The organism is Thioclava sp. ES.031 (genome assembly GCF_002563775.1).
GTDB lineage: Bacteria > Pseudomonadota > Alphaproteobacteria > Rhodobacterales > Rhodobacteraceae > Thioclava.
Genome location: NZ_PDJO01000001.1, coordinates 281,816 through 295,000 on the forward strand (window position 1 = coordinate 281,816; position 13,185 = coordinate 295,000).

Sequence of the window (13,185 nt, forward strand, 5' to 3'; positions counted from 1 at the left end):
GGTCGTTCAGTTGCTGCCGAAGATGTTCAGCAACTCGTTGAGGATCGACTGCGACGGGTCGCGCCGTTTCGGCTGTGCAGGGGCTTGTCCCGCGCTCTGGCTTTGGCCCTGATATTGCTGATCCGGCACCTGCCAGTCGCCCGGATGGGCCATCGGCAGCGGCTTGGGGTCTTCGCCGTTGAGCACACGCTTCATCGTCTCATGGAAGATCTCGGCGGGCAGGCCGCCCCCGGTCGTCCCTTTCAGCGGCGTGTTGTCGTCATTGCCCATCCAGACGCCGACGACGTAATCCGAGGTGAAGCCGACGAACCAGGCATCGCGTGCGCTCTGCGTGGTGCCGGTCTTGCCCGCGATCTCGTAGCCGTCGATATTTGCGCGGCGACCGGTCCCGTGCAGCACGACCTGACGCATCATATAGGTCAGTTCCTGCGCCGCCTTCTGCGAGATCACCCGCTCGCCGATCCCGCCGGGTTTGCCGAAGAGCGGCTGGTCGTCGCCTCTCAGCGTCAGCGAGGTCAGGCCATAGGGCTGAACCGAAGAGCCGCCATTGAGGATGCCCGCATAGGCCCCGGTCATGTCGAGCAGGTCCGATTCCCCCACGCCAAGCGCCACCGAGGGCAGGTTCGGCAGGTCCTGCGCAAAGCCGAAGCCTTCCGCGACCTTGATGACATTCTCGCGCCCCACGGCCTCGGAGACGCGCACCGTGGCGACGTTCACCGAATGCTCGAGCGCCGTGGTCAGCGTGATCGGCCCCATGTAGCTGCGCTCGTAGTTGCGCGGGCTCCAATCGGGTGAGCCGGGCATCTTCACCGTGACCGGCGCGTCATCCACCATCGAATCCGGGGTGTAGCCCAAATCGAGCGCGGTCGCGTAGACGAAGGGCTTGAAGGTCGAGCCGGTCTGCCGCTGCGCCATGGTTGCGTGGTTGAACGCGCCCGAGACCTTCGTGGCCCGGCCGCCGACCATGCCGCGCACGGCGCCATCGGCGCTCATCACGACGATCGCGGCCTCTGCCTTCGAGCCTTTGGAGACCTTGTTATCGTAGACCGTTTTCATCGCGTCTTCGGCGGCCGACTGGATGCGCTGATCGAGCGTGGTGTTGATGACCACATCCTCGGTCGTGTCGCGCGACAGGAAGTCCGGGATCGTATCCATCACCCAATCCGCGAAATAGCCGCCCGCGCGTTTCTGCGCCGCTTGGCTCAGCGTGGCGGGATTGTTCTTCGCGTCGAGATATTGCCGGTCCGTCAGGTAGTTTTGCTCATGCATGAGGCTGAGAACGGTCTCCGCGCGCTCCTGCGAGCGTTTGAGGCTCGAGGTCGGGGCGTAATAGCTCGGGGCTTTCAGAAGACCCGCCAGCATAGCGGCCTGCTGCGGATCGACATTGGCCGCCGAGATGCCGAAATAGCGCTCCGACGCGGCCTCGAAGCCGCGCGCGCCCGCACCGAGATAGGCGCGGTTGAGGTAGATCGAAAGGATTTCATCTTTCGAGTATTTCAGTTCCAGCGCGAAGGCGTAGGGCACTTCCTTGATCTTGCGGCGCAGACCGCCCGAACGGCAGTCATTCTCATAGGCGGCTTCGTTCTTCCATTTCTTCGGGTCGAACTTCACGCCGAGGCACAGGAGCTTCGCGGTCTGCTGCGTGATGGTCGAACCGCCGTTGCCGTCGAACGGCCCGCGCCCTTCGCGCATGTTGATCGCCATTGCCGAGGCGATGCCGCGCGGCGAGATGCCGAAGTGATGGTAGAAGCGGCGGTCTTCCGTCGCGACCACGGCGTCGCGCAGATAGGGCGAGACGTTCTTCGCGTCGATCTGGCCGCCGAAGGTCTCGCCGCGCCAGGCGAAGACCTTGCCCTGATCGTCGAGCATCGTCACCGAGCCGCGGGTGCGCCCGTCGAGCAGCTTCGTGTAGTCGGGCAGGGTCGAGTAGAAATACATCGTCGCGGCGCCGACCACGAGCGCGACGATCATCGCGAGCCGCCAGCCCACACCCCAGACAATCCGCCAGATCAGCCGGGCGAGTCCGATGATCAGACCGGTGAACGGCCCGTTGCGCCGCGGCGGCTTGCCGCCGCCACCGCCGCCGTTTCCGCCACCCCGCCGTGCGGTCTTGCGCGGTTTGGTGGGTTTCGATGCCTTGGGAGGCTGCTTCGAAGAGGAATAGCGCTTGTCGGCCACGAGGCGCCCGCGCCCTCCGCCTTTCTGAGTCATCTGCCTGTTCCGCTGCCTGCGTTTTAATTGCGCGCAATCTACACGGGCCGACCCGAGATGTGCACCCGCGAAAAATCACGTTTCAGATTTGCAATGTGATTAAAAAATCAGCAAAGCGCACAAAATGTGCAAATTTGAGCCGGAATCCGCTGACGCTGCTACTCGGACGGAACCTCGTTTCCTTGTGTGAAAGGGGCACAGCGGGCCTTTTAACACCGTGCGATGTCACCAAGCGGGCATCGAAAGGGCTGAACAAGGAAGGGATGTCAGGTGAAACTCATCATTGCAGCAATCAAGCCGTTCAAGCTGGAGGAGGTGCGCGAGGCGCTCACCACCATCGGCGTGCGCGGAATGATGGTGACCGAGATCAAAGGCTTCGGTGCCCAGTCGGGTCACACGGAAATCTATCGTGGCGCCGAATACGCCGTGAACTTCGTGCCGAAGGTCAAGCTGGAGATCGTCGTCGCTGACGGCCTCGCCGACGAGGTTGTCGACACGATCATGAAAGCCGCGAAAACCGACAAGATCGGCGACGGCAAAATCTTCGTTCTCGATGTCGGGCAGGCGGTTCGCGTGCGCACCGGCGAATCCAATGACGACGCGCTTTAAGGCGCGACAGGGGGAAAGTAGGAAAATGAACAAGCTTTCGAAAATCACTGGCCTTGCGGTTGCGATGACCGCGGTGGCCCTGCCGGCGCTGGCGCAAGACGCCGCCCCGGTCGATCCGCCGGCCAATGAGATCGGCTTCATCCTGAACACCTTCATGTTCCTCGTCACCGGCTTCCTGGTGATGTGGATGGGCGCGGGCTTCTCGATGCTCGAGGCTGGCCTCGTGCGCTCGAAGAACGTGACCATGCAGTCGCTGAAGAACATCGCGCTCTTCGCGATCGCGGCGATCATGTACTATCTGATCGGCTATAACCTGATGTATCCGGGCGACGGCTGGTCGATCAACGGCGTGCTGGGTGCCTTCTCGACCACCTCGCTCGAGCCCGTTGGCGTCGGCGCGGATTCGGTCGACCTGACCTACGCTTCGGTCGGTTCGGACTTCTTCTTCCAGCTGATGTTCTGCGCCACCACCGCGTCGATCGTTTCGGGCACCCTGGCCGAGCGCATCAAGCTGTGGCCGTTCCTGATCTTCACCGTGATCCTGACGGGCTTCATCTACCCGATCCAGGCTTCGTGGAAATGGGGCGGTGGCTTCCTGGACGCCGATTTCGGCTTCCTCGACTTCGCTGGCTCGACCGTCGTGCACTCGGTCGGTGGCTGGGCAGCTCTCGCAGGCGCTCTGATCCTCGGCCCGCGTATCGGCAAGTATAAGGACGGCAAGGTCCAGGCTATGCCCGGTTCGAACCTGACGCTCGCCACGCTCGGTACCTTCATCCTGTGGCTCGGCTGGTTCGGCTTCAACGGCGGTTCGCAGCTCTACATGAACACCGTGGGCAACGTCGCCGATATCTCGCGCATCTTCGCCAACACCAACACGGCAGCTGCCGGTGGCGCGATCGCAGCGCTGATCCTGACCCAGATCCTCTACAAGAAGCCGGATCTGACCATGGTTCTCAACGGCGCTCTGGCTGGCCTCGTGTCGATCACGGCTGAGCCGCTGACCCCGAGCCTCGGTGCAGCGACCATCATCGGCGCGATCGGCGGTATCATCGTGGTCCTGCTGGTTCCGATGCTCGACAAGCTGAAAATCGACGACGTCGTGGGCGCTATCCCAGTCCACCTCGGCGCTGGTATCTGGGGCACGCTGGCTGTTCCGATCACCAACCCGGACGGCACCTTCTACGGCCAGATCGTTTCGATCATCATCGTCGGCATCTTCGTCTTCGTGGTCTCGGCAATCGTCTGGTTCATCCTCAAAGCCGTCATGGGCATCCGCGCCCCGGCCGAGGACGAGATGATGGGCCTCGACAAGGCGGAACTGGGCATGGAAGCCTATCCGGAGTTCGTCAACTAAGACGCTTCATCCAAGACAAAGCGAAAGGCCCGGGAGCGATCCCGGGCCTTTTTTCATTGCGTCTGGTGTCGGCTTACTCGGTGACCGGAGCGCCTTGCGGCTTCTGGCCTCCGCCGCTGTTCTGGTAATCCGGCTTGCGCAGGAAGAAGACCAGCGGGATCGCCGCCAGCGTGACCCACATCATGAACTTGAAATCGTCCACGTAAGAGATCATCGCCGCCTGCTGAGTCGCGAGGTTGTTGAGCACCGTCAGGGCCGCCTCCCGCGACATGCCGCTCGCGCCGTTCATCACGCCCGAGAGGTTCTGCGGATTGATCGCAGAGACGATCTCGGAATGGTTCACCGCGATGTTGTGGGTGAGCAGCGCGGTCACGATCGAGATCCCGATGGACGAGCCGATATTTCGCAGAAGCGAGAACAGCGCCGTGCCGTCGCCGCGATATTCCGGGGCGAGCGTGGCGAAGGCCAGCGTCGAGATCGGCACGAAGACCGAGCCCAGCCCGAACCCCTGAATCACGCCTGAAATGATGATCCATTTCGGCCCCATCTGCGGCGAGAAGGTCGACATGATATGCAGCGAATAGGCGGTTAAGGACAGGCCGACCACCACGAGGATGCGCAGGTCGATGACCTTCACCAACCGCCCGATCAGCAGCATCATGATCATCGCCCCCACACCGCGTGGTGACATCACCAGGCCGGTCGTCAGCGTCGGATAGTCGAAGATGTTCGACAGCATCGGCGGCAGCAGCGCCAGCGAGGCGAGCAGGATGATCCCGATCACGAAGATGAACAGCAGCCCCATCGAGAGGTTGCGGTCGAGGAACATCTTCGGCTCAAGGAAGGGCTTCTTCGCGCTGAGAATCCACACGAGGAACACCCAGAACCCGCTGATCGCGAGCGCGGCCTCGATCCAGATTTCGCGCGAGGCGAACCAGTCGAGATCGGACCCACGGTCGAGCATCATCTGCAGCGACCCGATAGCCACCGCCAGCGCCGCGAAGCCGAAGAAGTCGAAGCCGATCTTCTTCTTGGGCGTCTCCGGCAGGAAGAAGGCGGAGCCCGCGATGGCGATCATCCCGAGCGGCACGTTGATGTAGAACACCCAGCGCCAGTTGATCACCTCGGTCAGATAGCCGCCCAGAGTGGGGCCGATGATCGGGCCGAGCATGATGCCCGCACCGAACATCGCCATCGCCTGCCCGTGCTTCTCGCGCGGGTTGATGTCGAGCATGAAGTTCTGCGCGAGCGGCACGATGGCCGCGCCGAACACGCCCTGCATGAGGCGGAAGATCACCATCACGTCGAGCGACCACGCGATCCCGCAGAGCATCGAGAAGACGACGAAGCCGATCACCGCGACCATGAAGATCTCGCGCCGCCCGAAACGGTTGGCAAGCCACCCCGACAGCGGCGTCACGATAGCCGCGGCCACGATATAGGAAGTCAGCACCCAGTTGATCGTATCGCGCGACGCGCCGAGGTCGGCGCGCATGTCGGGCAGGGCCACGTTCGCGATGGTGGTATCGAGCACCTGCATGATCACGGCCAGCATCAGCGACGCCATGATCAGCGCGCGATGCGGCACGTTATGCGGGTCGATCCCCTTGGGTTGTTTGTCTGCGGCCTCGGCCATGACTTACTGCCCCTGTTGGGTCGTGCCCGCCACGGCGGCCGAACTGTTGGCCTTGTCGAGGATGCGCTTGTAATGCGGCTCCGAGGCGGTGTCGACGGTGACACTGGCCGACAGACCTGCGCGCAGACCGTCGAGATTCGCGCCTTCGTCGAGGCGCAGGCGCACCGGAACGCGTTGTGTCACTTTCACCCAGTTGCCGGTCGCGTTCTGCGCCGGAAGGATCGAGAACTCGGCTCCCGTGCCCGCACCGACCGCGCTGACCGTCGCGTGATATTCACGATCGGGGAAGGCGTCGAATTCGACGGTGGCCGACTGGCCCTCTTGCATATGGGTCAGCGCGGTTTCCTTGAAGTTCGCGATCACCCAGACGTCGCTGGTATCGACCAGCGTGAAGAGGCTGGCACCGGCGCCGACCATCTCGCCCGCCTTGAACGAGGAGGCCTGGTAGATGATGCCATCGGTGGGCGCATCGACCTCGGTCTGCGAGAGGTTGTATTTGGCGTCATTGACCGCCGCGATCGCCGATTTCACGGAAGGGTGCTCATCCACCTGAATCTCGGGATTGCCGTTGAGCGCGACTTTGGCCGATGCCACTTTCTGCTTGGCCGCGGCCAGCGTGTTCTGCGCCGATTGCGTCGCCGTGCGCTGCTGGTCGAGCGCCTGCTGCGTCGTGGTGCCGGATTTGATCAGCTTTTCCTGACGGTCGAGCTGTTTCTCCTGATACGCCGCGTTATCCGCCGCCTGTTTCTCATCGGCGAGCGCGGCCTTGTAGGAGGCGCGAAGCTGTTCGACCTGAAGGCGGGCCTGCGACAGCGCGGCCTCGGCCTTGGCGAGTGCCAGCTCGTAGGGCTTCTTGTCGAGCTCGAACAGCGGCGCGCCTTTTTTCACATGCTCGTTGTCATGCACAAACACCTCGGTCACGCGGCCCGAGATTTGCGAGGCGACGGGGATCCGCGCCATCTGGAAATTGGCGTTTTCGGTGCTTTGCGAGCCACCGGAGCTCAGCCAGTACCACGCACCGCCCATAACGATCAGGGCGGGCACAAGAATGAGGAGCCAGAATTTCGGCCCCTTCTTCTGTTTCTGTTTCGATTGGGTTTCCGCGGTCTCGGCGGTCGGTTTCTGGTCACTCATGATCATTCTCTGACGTGGGGGAGGTACAGTCTTCGGAGAGGTTTCGGATGATCTGGCGCAGGGTGTTCAGTGCGGTCGCGACATCATCATCGCTCAGCCCCGCCAGCCCCTTGGCGTAGATTTCCTCCGCGATGTCGCGGGCGTCTTCAAAAGCGTTGCGCGCCTTTGGAGACGGGTGCACGAGCTTGACGCGCCGATCATTCGGATCAGGTTTACGGCAGACCCAGTCGGCTTCTTCCATGCGGTCGACGAGGCGCGAGACCGAAATCGGTTCGATTTCGAGCAGCTCGGCCAGCCGGGCCTGCGGCAGCGCGCCTTCCTTCTTGAGGTAGACGAGAAGCCGCCATTGCGCGGTCGTCAGGCCGAACTCGTTGGCGCGTGCCTCGAACCGACGGCGGATCAACCGCGTCGCGTCGTGCAGGAGAAAACCTAGGCTCTGATCGGGCATCCTGGGCTCCGTTGAAATTAAAGTAAGCCTCTATATTATGAGCCTGCTTATCATTTCAAGGGCGCAACGCGGAAAAATCCACCACGAAAAACGGCGGCCCGAATGGACCGCCGTTCTAGATTTTCTTGCTATCGGAAGCGGTTAGACGCCAGCGTCGATCAGCGCGCGGGCCAGCAGCGGCACGCTATTTTTGTTAAGGCCCGCGATGTTGATACGCGAGTCGCCGACCATGTAGATCGCGTTGCCTTCCTTCATCGCAGCGACCTGTTCGGGGGTTGCACCAAGGCGCGAGAACATGCCGCGGTGCTCTGCCACGAAGTCGAAGCGGTCGGAATTGGACAGCTTGCGCAGCTCGTCGGCGAGTTGCTGGCGCAGTTCCAGCATCCCGGTGCGAACCTCTTCCAGCTCGGCTTCCCAATCGGCGCGCAGCTCGGGATCGGTGAGCACGCGGGTGACCAGCGCCTGCCCGTGATAGGGCGGGAAGGAGTAGGTCTGACGGTTGAGATAGGCGAGGTTGCCCTGAACGGTCTTCTTGGTCTCTTCCGAACCCAGAACCATCAGGCAGCCGGTGCGCTCGCGATAGATGCCGAAGTTCTTCGAGCACGACGCCGCGATCAGCACTTCCGGCAGACGCTCGGCGATCAGGCGGGTGCCTGCCGCATCCGCTTCCAGACCGTCCCCGAAGCCCTGATAGGCGAGGTCGATCATCGGCACGGCGCCGGTCTCTTTCAGGAGGTCCGCAACCTTGCCCCATTGCTCGAGCGTCAGGTTCGCGCCGGTCGGATTGTGGCAGCAGCCGTGCAGCAGCACGATGTCGCCTTCCTTGGCGCCCTTCAGGTCTTCCATCATCGCGTCGAAATCGACCGAGCGGGTCTCGGAATCGAAATAGCGATAGGTGGTGAAGTCCTGATCCATGAATTTCAGGATCGAGAGGTGGTTCGGCCAGGTCGGGTCGGAGACCCAGATCTTGGTGCCGGGGTTCGCGATGCGGGCAAGCTCGAAGCCCATGCGGCAGGCGCCGGTGCCGCCCACGGTCGACAGGCAGGCCAGACGATCGGCCGGGTAGCCTTTGCCCAGAACCATCTCGGCCATCGCCGCGTGGAATTCCGGCTGGCCAGCGAGGCCCGCGTATTTCTTCGTGGTTTCCTGATCCCAGACCTGCTTTTCCGCCTTGTGGATGGCGCGCATGATCGGGGTTTCGCCTTCGGCGTTCTTGTAGACGCCGACGCCGAGATCGACCTTCTGGTCGCGCTCGTCGGCGCGGTATTCTTCCATCAGCGCGAGGATCTTGTCCGGCGCCTGCGGCTTGAGATTGTTCAGCATTATGCTTCTCCCGTTGCGACCTTGAGGTCGTTATACATGCCCCATTCCGACCAGGACCCGTCATAGAGCGACCAGTCGGACTTGCCGATCAGTTCGAGCGCGAGCGACAGGATCGCGGCGCTGACGCCGGAGCCGCAGGTCGTGATCGCGGGCTTCGACAGGTCGACGCCGGCGGCCTCGAACAGGGCCTTGATCTCTTCTGGGGATTTGAAAGTGCCCTCGGGGGTCAGCAGCTCGCCGAAGGGCAGGTTGCGCGATCCGGGGATATGGCCCGAACGTAGCCCCGGGCGCGGCTCCGCGGCACTGCCGAGGAAGCGATCGTTCGAGCGCGCGTCGATGATCTCGTGATCGCCGAGCTTGCTGGCATGGGCGACCTGCGTGACGTCCTTCACCAGACCGGGGTGACGCTGCACCGTCATGTGACGGTCGCGCACCATCGGCGGCATGTCCTCGAGCGGGCGGCCCTCGGCCTCCCATTTCGGCAGACCGCCATCGAGCACCGCCACATCCGTCTTGCCCATCAGGCGGAAGGTCCACCAGACGCGCGGCGCGGAGAAGACGGAATGCTGGTCGTAGATCACGACCTGATGGCCGTCGCCCACGCCCATCGCGCGCATCCGCGAGATGAACTTCTCGGGCGGCGGCGCCATATGCGGCAGATCCGAGCGGTTATCGGCGATATCGTCGATGTCGAAGAAGCGCGCACCGGGGATGTGCTTGGCGTCGTAGGTCGCCTTCGCATCCCGCTCCATCTGCGGCAGGAACCACGAAGCGTCCAGAATGCGCAGGTCGGGGTCCTTCAGATGGGCAGCAAGCCAATCCGTCGATACGAGCGTTTTCGGGTCATCCATCGTCATGCGCCTCTTTTGCCGGTCGGGATTGCTTAGACTCAGCGGCGCGCAAGACGCAAGGGCAGGGCGGGTAAATCCGCCCCATGCCCCTAGTAATTCTGCTTCAGAAGGCGCTGTTTCTGGCGGTTCCAGTCGCGTTTCGCCTCAGTTTCGCGCTTATCGGCCTGCTTCTTGCCCTTGGCGATCCCGATCAGGACCTTCGCGATGCCCTTCTCGTTGAAGTACATCTTCAGCGGCACGATGGTCATGCCCTCGCGCTGGGTCGCGTTCCACAGGCGCGCGAGCTCTCGCTTGGACACCAGAAGCTTGCGCTTGCGCCGCTCCTCATGGCCGAAATGCGAGGCTTGGTTCAGGCTCGCGATATAGGAGTTGATCAGCCACAATTCGGCATCCTCGACCGAGGCGTAGCTCTCGGCGATGTTCGTCTGACCGACGCGCATCGATTTCACCTCGGAGCCTTGCAGCACGATGCCCGCCTCGAGCGTGTCCTCGACGGCGTAGTGATAACGTGCCTGCCGGTTCTCGGCGATCAGCTTGGAATTGGGGTCTGAATGCTTTGCCATAGTCGCATCGAGATAGGGCAGGCAAGCGGCTCTGTCCAGTGCGGCACCGCTACGCTTGACGCCCGTGCGGTGGCGCGAAATAGCTAGGGCAGGAGGAACGCCCATGATCATTCAGATCGCCATCGGTTCGGTGATGATGCTTTTGACTGTGTGCATCGCCGCGCTCAGCGCCTGGGCGATCGAGGCGACATTCTCGCGGCTGCACTGGTGGATGCTGCGTGAGCCGCACCGTCCGAAGCTGATGCTGATGGTCGTCGTCGCCGCCCTCTGGGCCTTGGCGATGGTGACGGCCGGCGTCTGGCTCTGGGCCTTCTGCTTCCGCATCCTCGACGTGTTCCCGACGATGGAGGAGTCGGTCTACTTCTCGCTCGTGAGCTTCACCACGCTGGGTTACGGCGACATCCTGCTTTCGCATCAATGGCGCATCCTTGGCGGGATGGCGGCGGCGAACGGGCTGCTGAATGTGGGGCTTCTGACCGCGCTGCTGGTCGAGGTGATCCGACACGTGCGCAAGAGTCAGCTGGAGGCCCGGGCCGAGCGCGGCGCGAGCTGAGCTGCTGTGATCGCGCGCGCGGGTGCGCACGCGAGCTATATATCCGTCAGTCGAGCATCAGAGCATCTTTGACGATCCCGGTCAGCATATCGGTGACCGGCTGCATCGACTCTTCGTCATAGGAGCGGAAGCCCACCGTCACGTGATCCGTGTCCTCGGGCGTCTGGTAGACGAAGATCGTGTAGGGGCAGTACTGGACGTTGGCGATATCCGCCTCCATCACCTCGCGCGACGTCTGTGCCGAGCAGAAGGAGAACACGTCCGCGCCGGTGAACAGCGTCTTGGTGCTGCCGACCGCGTCTTTCGTGCGCTCCAGCATGTCTCCGGTATGGCTGACGTGATCCACCACGAGCCCCGCGCCGATGATTGCGTTCTGCACTGCGAAGGTGACGTTGTCGAAGGTGTCTTCGGTGGTCCAGGTATGGGCGTCCTCGGCCGTTGCCGCGCTCGCCCCCACTGTGATGACCGCCGCGAGTGCGGCGCCGATGAAGCGTTTCATCTCTCTCTCCCTTGTCTCCCGATCGGACGACTTTGCGCCGTCCGTTGATCCAGTCTCGATACTGGCGCGTATTTTTCTACGTGCCTAGAGGTAACAATGTCGCTGTAAGTTCCGAAGTGTAAGCGACGGGCACCGCCCCATATGTAGGGGCAGAGAGGAGAATTCCATGCGCAAGACGAGACCGACCGACCCGAGCTGGGCCGATGTGACGCCCAAGGCCGACTTCCTGAGCCGCCGCCAGATCATGGCCGGCGCAGGCGCGATGGCGCTCGGCTCGATTGCCGGGCCGAGCTTTGCCAGCATCGACGCCAAACCCTCGAAATTCTCGACCGACGCCAAGCCGAACACGCTCAAGGAGATTACCTCCTACAACAACTTCTACGAATTCGGCTGGGACAAGTCCGACCCGGCGAAATACGCCGATCAACTGGTGACCGACCCGTGGTCGATCGAAATCGACGGCATGGTCGACAAGCCCGGCTCCTATCCGCTCGACGATATCCTCAAGCCCGTGACGCTCGAGCAGCGCATCTACCGCTTCCGCTGCGTGGAGGCGTGGTCGATGGTCGTGCCGTGGATCGGGTTTGAGCTGTCCAGCCTTCTGAACCGCGTGGGCGTGCAGCCTTCCGCGAAATACGTGGCCTTCCAGACGCTCTACCGTCCCGAGCAGATGCCGGGGCAGAAACAGGGCGGTATCGACTGGCCCTATGTCGAGGGGCTGCGCATCGACGAGGCGATGAACCCGCTGACCATTCTGGCGACCGGTCTCTATGACGAAGAGATGCCGAACCAGAACGGCGCGCCGGTCCGCCTGATCGTGCCGTGGAAATACGGCTTCAAGTCGATCAAGAGCATCGTGAAGATCTCGCTGACCGACAAGCAGCCGCCGACGACGTGGAACCAGCTGCAGCCGCGCGAATACGGCTTCTATGCCAATGTGAACCCGAAAGTGGATCACCCGCGCTGGTCGCAGGCCACCGAACGTCGCGTGGGCGCGGGCCTCTTTGCCGGCCGTCAGGAGACGCTGATGTTCAACGGCTACGGTGACGAGGTCGCGCAGCTCTATAAAGGCATGGATCTCGCGAAGTATTACTGATGATCAGCGCAACCCTCTCCGCCCCGATCAACACCGCACTGCGGCGCGTGCCCAGCTGGGCCGTCTATCTGGCGGGGCTGATCCCGCTCGCATGGGTGGTCTGGCTCACGCTGTCCGGCGGGATCGGCGTCGATCCCGTGAAAGCGATCGAGCATCGCCTCGGCAAGATCGCCCTGTGGTTCCTGATCGGCGGGCTGGCCATCACGCCCGCCCGCCGGTTCCTTGGCCTTAACCTTATCAAGTACCGCCGCGCGGTGGGCTTGCTGGCCTTCTTCTATGTCGCACTGCACCTGATCGCCTGGGTGGTGCTGGATATGGGGATGCTCTGGGCACAGGCCGCGGCGGACCTCATCAAGCGCCCCTACCTCTTCTTCGGCATCTCCGCCTTCGTCCTGCTGATCCCCTTGGCGGTGACCTCGAACAACGCCTCGATCCGCAAGCTGGGGAAAAACTGGCGGCGGATTCACATGCTGGTCTATCCGGCGGTGGCGCTCGGCGTGATTCACTACCTTTGGCAGATGAAGGTGATTTCCAGCGAGGGTTGGCTCTGGCTTTGTGTTTTCATTGCATTGATTGCGGTTCGATTCCGTTCGTTTCGCTGGTGACTCGGGCGGTTTGGGGTGCTGCCCTTGGGGCATGGTCCTCAGGAGGTTTCGCGGGGGTGGGTGATTTGCGCAAGATTCTTCCCTGCGGTGGTTTGGGGTGAATTGGGTGCATTTGCGGTGTGATCTAAAGCATAGCGATTTCAGTGTGTTGCGTTGTTCTTTCGAGAAAAGTGACAGTTTTTCGAAAAAGGCACTTGCGACTCCCGGGTGTGATCCGTAAATACCGCCTCACCGAAGCGGAACACACCGCAACGGGGCGCCGGAAAGGCTCGCAAGGGACTGACGGCGAAGGAAATTTTGGAG

At 62.5% G+C, this 13,185-nt stretch carries 13 protein-coding genes; 5 read left to right on the plus strand and 8 right to left on the minus strand.

All coding sequences use genetic code 11. The features are described 5' to 3' along the window. Window positions 1-6: 6 nt before the first annotated feature. Entirely contained in the window at window positions 7-2,211 is a 2,205-nt protein-coding gene (locus AXZ77_RS01460; protein ID WP_098409756.1) for a transglycosylase domain-containing protein, read from the minus strand. Between the two features lie 270 nt (window positions 2,212-2,481). Here AXZ77_RS01460 and AXZ77_RS01465 point away from each other — a divergent pair, with 270 nt between their 5' ends. Further along, the gene (locus tag AXZ77_RS01465; protein WP_078522388.1) at window positions 2,482-2,820 is read left to right on the plus strand and encodes a P-II family nitrogen regulator; all 339 of its coding nucleotides are present in this window, start codon (window positions 2,482-2,484) and stop codon (window positions 2,818-2,820) included. A gap of 64 nt (window positions 2,821-2,884) precedes the next feature. Next, the gene (locus tag AXZ77_RS01470; RefSeq protein WP_098412399.1) at window positions 2,885-4,174 is read left to right on the plus strand and encodes an ammonium transporter; all 1,290 of its coding nucleotides are present in this window, start codon (window positions 2,885-2,887) and stop codon (window positions 4,172-4,174) included. Window positions 4,175-4,247: 73 nt separating this feature from the next. Here AXZ77_RS01470 and AXZ77_RS01475 read toward each other — a convergent pair whose 3' ends face one another. The 6 genes from AXZ77_RS01475 to smpB all read right to left on the minus strand — a co-directional run bounded on the left by AXZ77_RS01475 (window position 4,248) and on the right by smpB (window position 10,129). Then, the gene (locus AXZ77_RS01475) at window positions 4,248-5,810 is read right to left on the minus strand and encodes a DHA2 family efflux MFS transporter permease subunit (RefSeq protein ID WP_098409757.1); all 1,563 of its coding nucleotides are present in this window, start codon (window positions 5,808-5,810) and stop codon (window positions 4,248-4,250) included. Between the two features lie 3 nt (window positions 5,811-5,813). Then, entirely contained in the window at window positions 5,814-6,944 is a 1,131-nt protein-coding gene (locus AXZ77_RS01480; RefSeq protein WP_255266385.1) for an HlyD family secretion protein, read from the minus strand. Continuing rightward, a complete protein-coding gene (locus AXZ77_RS01485; RefSeq protein ID WP_098409759.1) occupies window positions 6,937-7,392 on the minus strand; it encodes a MarR family winged helix-turn-helix transcriptional regulator in 456 nt (151 codons plus the stop codon). The genes AXZ77_RS01480 and AXZ77_RS01485 overlap by 8 nt, the downstream gene beginning before the upstream one ends. Before the next feature lie 141 nt (window positions 7,393-7,533). Beyond that, window positions 7,534-8,715: an amino acid aminotransferase gene (locus AXZ77_RS01490; RefSeq protein WP_098409760.1), complete on the minus strand. Its 1,182-nt coding sequence runs from the start codon at window positions 8,713-8,715 to the stop codon at window positions 7,534-7,536. Next, window positions 8,715-9,572 carry a 3-mercaptopyruvate sulfurtransferase gene (sseA, locus tag AXZ77_RS01495; protein WP_098409761.1) on the minus strand — a complete coding sequence of 286 codons (858 nt, stop codon included), beginning with the start codon at window positions 9,570-9,572 and terminating at the stop codon, window positions 8,715-8,717. The genes AXZ77_RS01490 and sseA overlap by 1 nt, the downstream gene beginning before the upstream one ends. An 83-nt stretch (window positions 9,573-9,655) precedes the next feature. Continuing rightward, the gene (gene smpB / locus AXZ77_RS01500; RefSeq protein ID WP_078522393.1) at window positions 9,656-10,129 is read right to left on the minus strand and encodes an SsrA-binding protein SmpB; all 474 of its coding nucleotides are present in this window, start codon (window positions 10,127-10,129) and stop codon (window positions 9,656-9,658) included. Between the two features lie 103 nt (window positions 10,130-10,232). Between smpB and AXZ77_RS01505 the strand changes: the two genes are divergently transcribed. After that, window positions 10,233-10,682: an ion channel gene (locus AXZ77_RS01505; protein ID WP_098409762.1), complete on the plus strand. Its 450-nt coding sequence runs from the start codon at window positions 10,233-10,235 to the stop codon at window positions 10,680-10,682. Window positions 10,683-10,728: 46 nt separating this feature from the next. Here the strand turns inward: AXZ77_RS01505 and AXZ77_RS01510 are convergent, their stop codons facing one another. Beyond that, complete coding sequence (locus AXZ77_RS01510) at window positions 10,729-11,181, minus strand: DUF302 domain-containing protein (protein ID WP_098409763.1); 453 nt, start codon at window positions 11,179-11,181, stop codon at window positions 10,729-10,731. A 166-nt stretch (window positions 11,182-11,347) separates the two neighbouring features. Here AXZ77_RS01510 and msrP point away from each other — a divergent pair, with 166 nt between their 5' ends. Together msrP and msrQ are read left to right on the plus strand one after the other, a co-directional pair. After that, window positions 11,348-12,277 carry a protein-methionine-sulfoxide reductase catalytic subunit MsrP gene (msrP, locus tag AXZ77_RS01515; RefSeq protein ID WP_098409764.1) on the plus strand — a complete coding sequence of 310 codons (930 nt, stop codon included), beginning with the start codon at window positions 11,348-11,350 and terminating at the stop codon, window positions 12,275-12,277. After that, window positions 12,277-12,882, plus strand: a complete 606-nt coding sequence (gene msrQ / locus AXZ77_RS01520; protein ID WP_098409765.1) for a protein-methionine-sulfoxide reductase heme-binding subunit MsrQ — start codon at window positions 12,277-12,279, stop codon at window positions 12,880-12,882. Before msrP ends, msrQ begins: the two co-directional genes overlap by 1 nt. Window positions 12,883-13,185: the final 303 nt, after the last annotated feature.

Bases quoted from the DNA above. Each gene is read 5' to 3' on its own strand.
- AXZ77_RS01460 (WP_098409756.1), bottom strand. From the start codon at position 2,211: ATGACTCAGAAAGGCGGAGGGCGCGGGCGCCTCGTGGCCGACAAGCGC.
- AXZ77_RS01470 (WP_098412399.1), top strand. From the start codon at position 2,885: ATGACCGCGGTGGCCCTGCCGGCGCTGGCGCAAGACGCCGCCCCGGTC.
- AXZ77_RS01475 (WP_098409757.1), bottom strand. From the start codon at position 5,810: ATGGCCGAGGCCGCAGACAAACAACCCAAGGGGATCGACCCGCATAAC.
- AXZ77_RS01480 (WP_255266385.1), bottom strand. From the start codon at position 6,944: ATGAGTGACCAGAAACCGACCGCCGAGACCGCGGAAACCCAATCGAAA.
- AXZ77_RS01485 (WP_098409759.1), bottom strand. From the start codon at position 7,392: ATGCCCGATCAGAGCCTAGGTTTTCTCCTGCACGACGCGACGCGGTTG.
- AXZ77_RS01490 (WP_098409760.1), bottom strand. From the start codon at position 8,715: ATGCTGAACAATCTCAAGCCGCAGGCGCCGGACAAGATCCTCGCGCTG.
- sseA (WP_098409761.1), bottom strand. From the start codon at position 9,572: ATGACGATGGATGACCCGAAAACGCTCGTATCGACGGATTGGCTTGCT.
- smpB (WP_078522393.1), bottom strand. From the start codon at position 10,129: ATGGCAAAGCATTCAGACCCCAATTCCAAGCTGATCGCCGAGAACCGG.
- AXZ77_RS01505 (WP_098409762.1), top strand. From the start codon at position 10,233: ATGATCATTCAGATCGCCATCGGTTCGGTGATGATGCTTTTGACTGTG.
- AXZ77_RS01510 (WP_098409763.1), bottom strand. From the start codon at position 11,181: ATGAAACGCTTCATCGGCGCCGCACTCGCGGCGGTCATCACAGTGGGG.
- msrP (WP_098409764.1), top strand. From the start codon at position 11,348: ATGCGCAAGACGAGACCGACCGACCCGAGCTGGGCCGATGTGACGCCC.
- msrQ (WP_098409765.1), top strand. From the start codon at position 12,277: ATGATCAGCGCAACCCTCTCCGCCCCGATCAACACCGCACTGCGGCGC.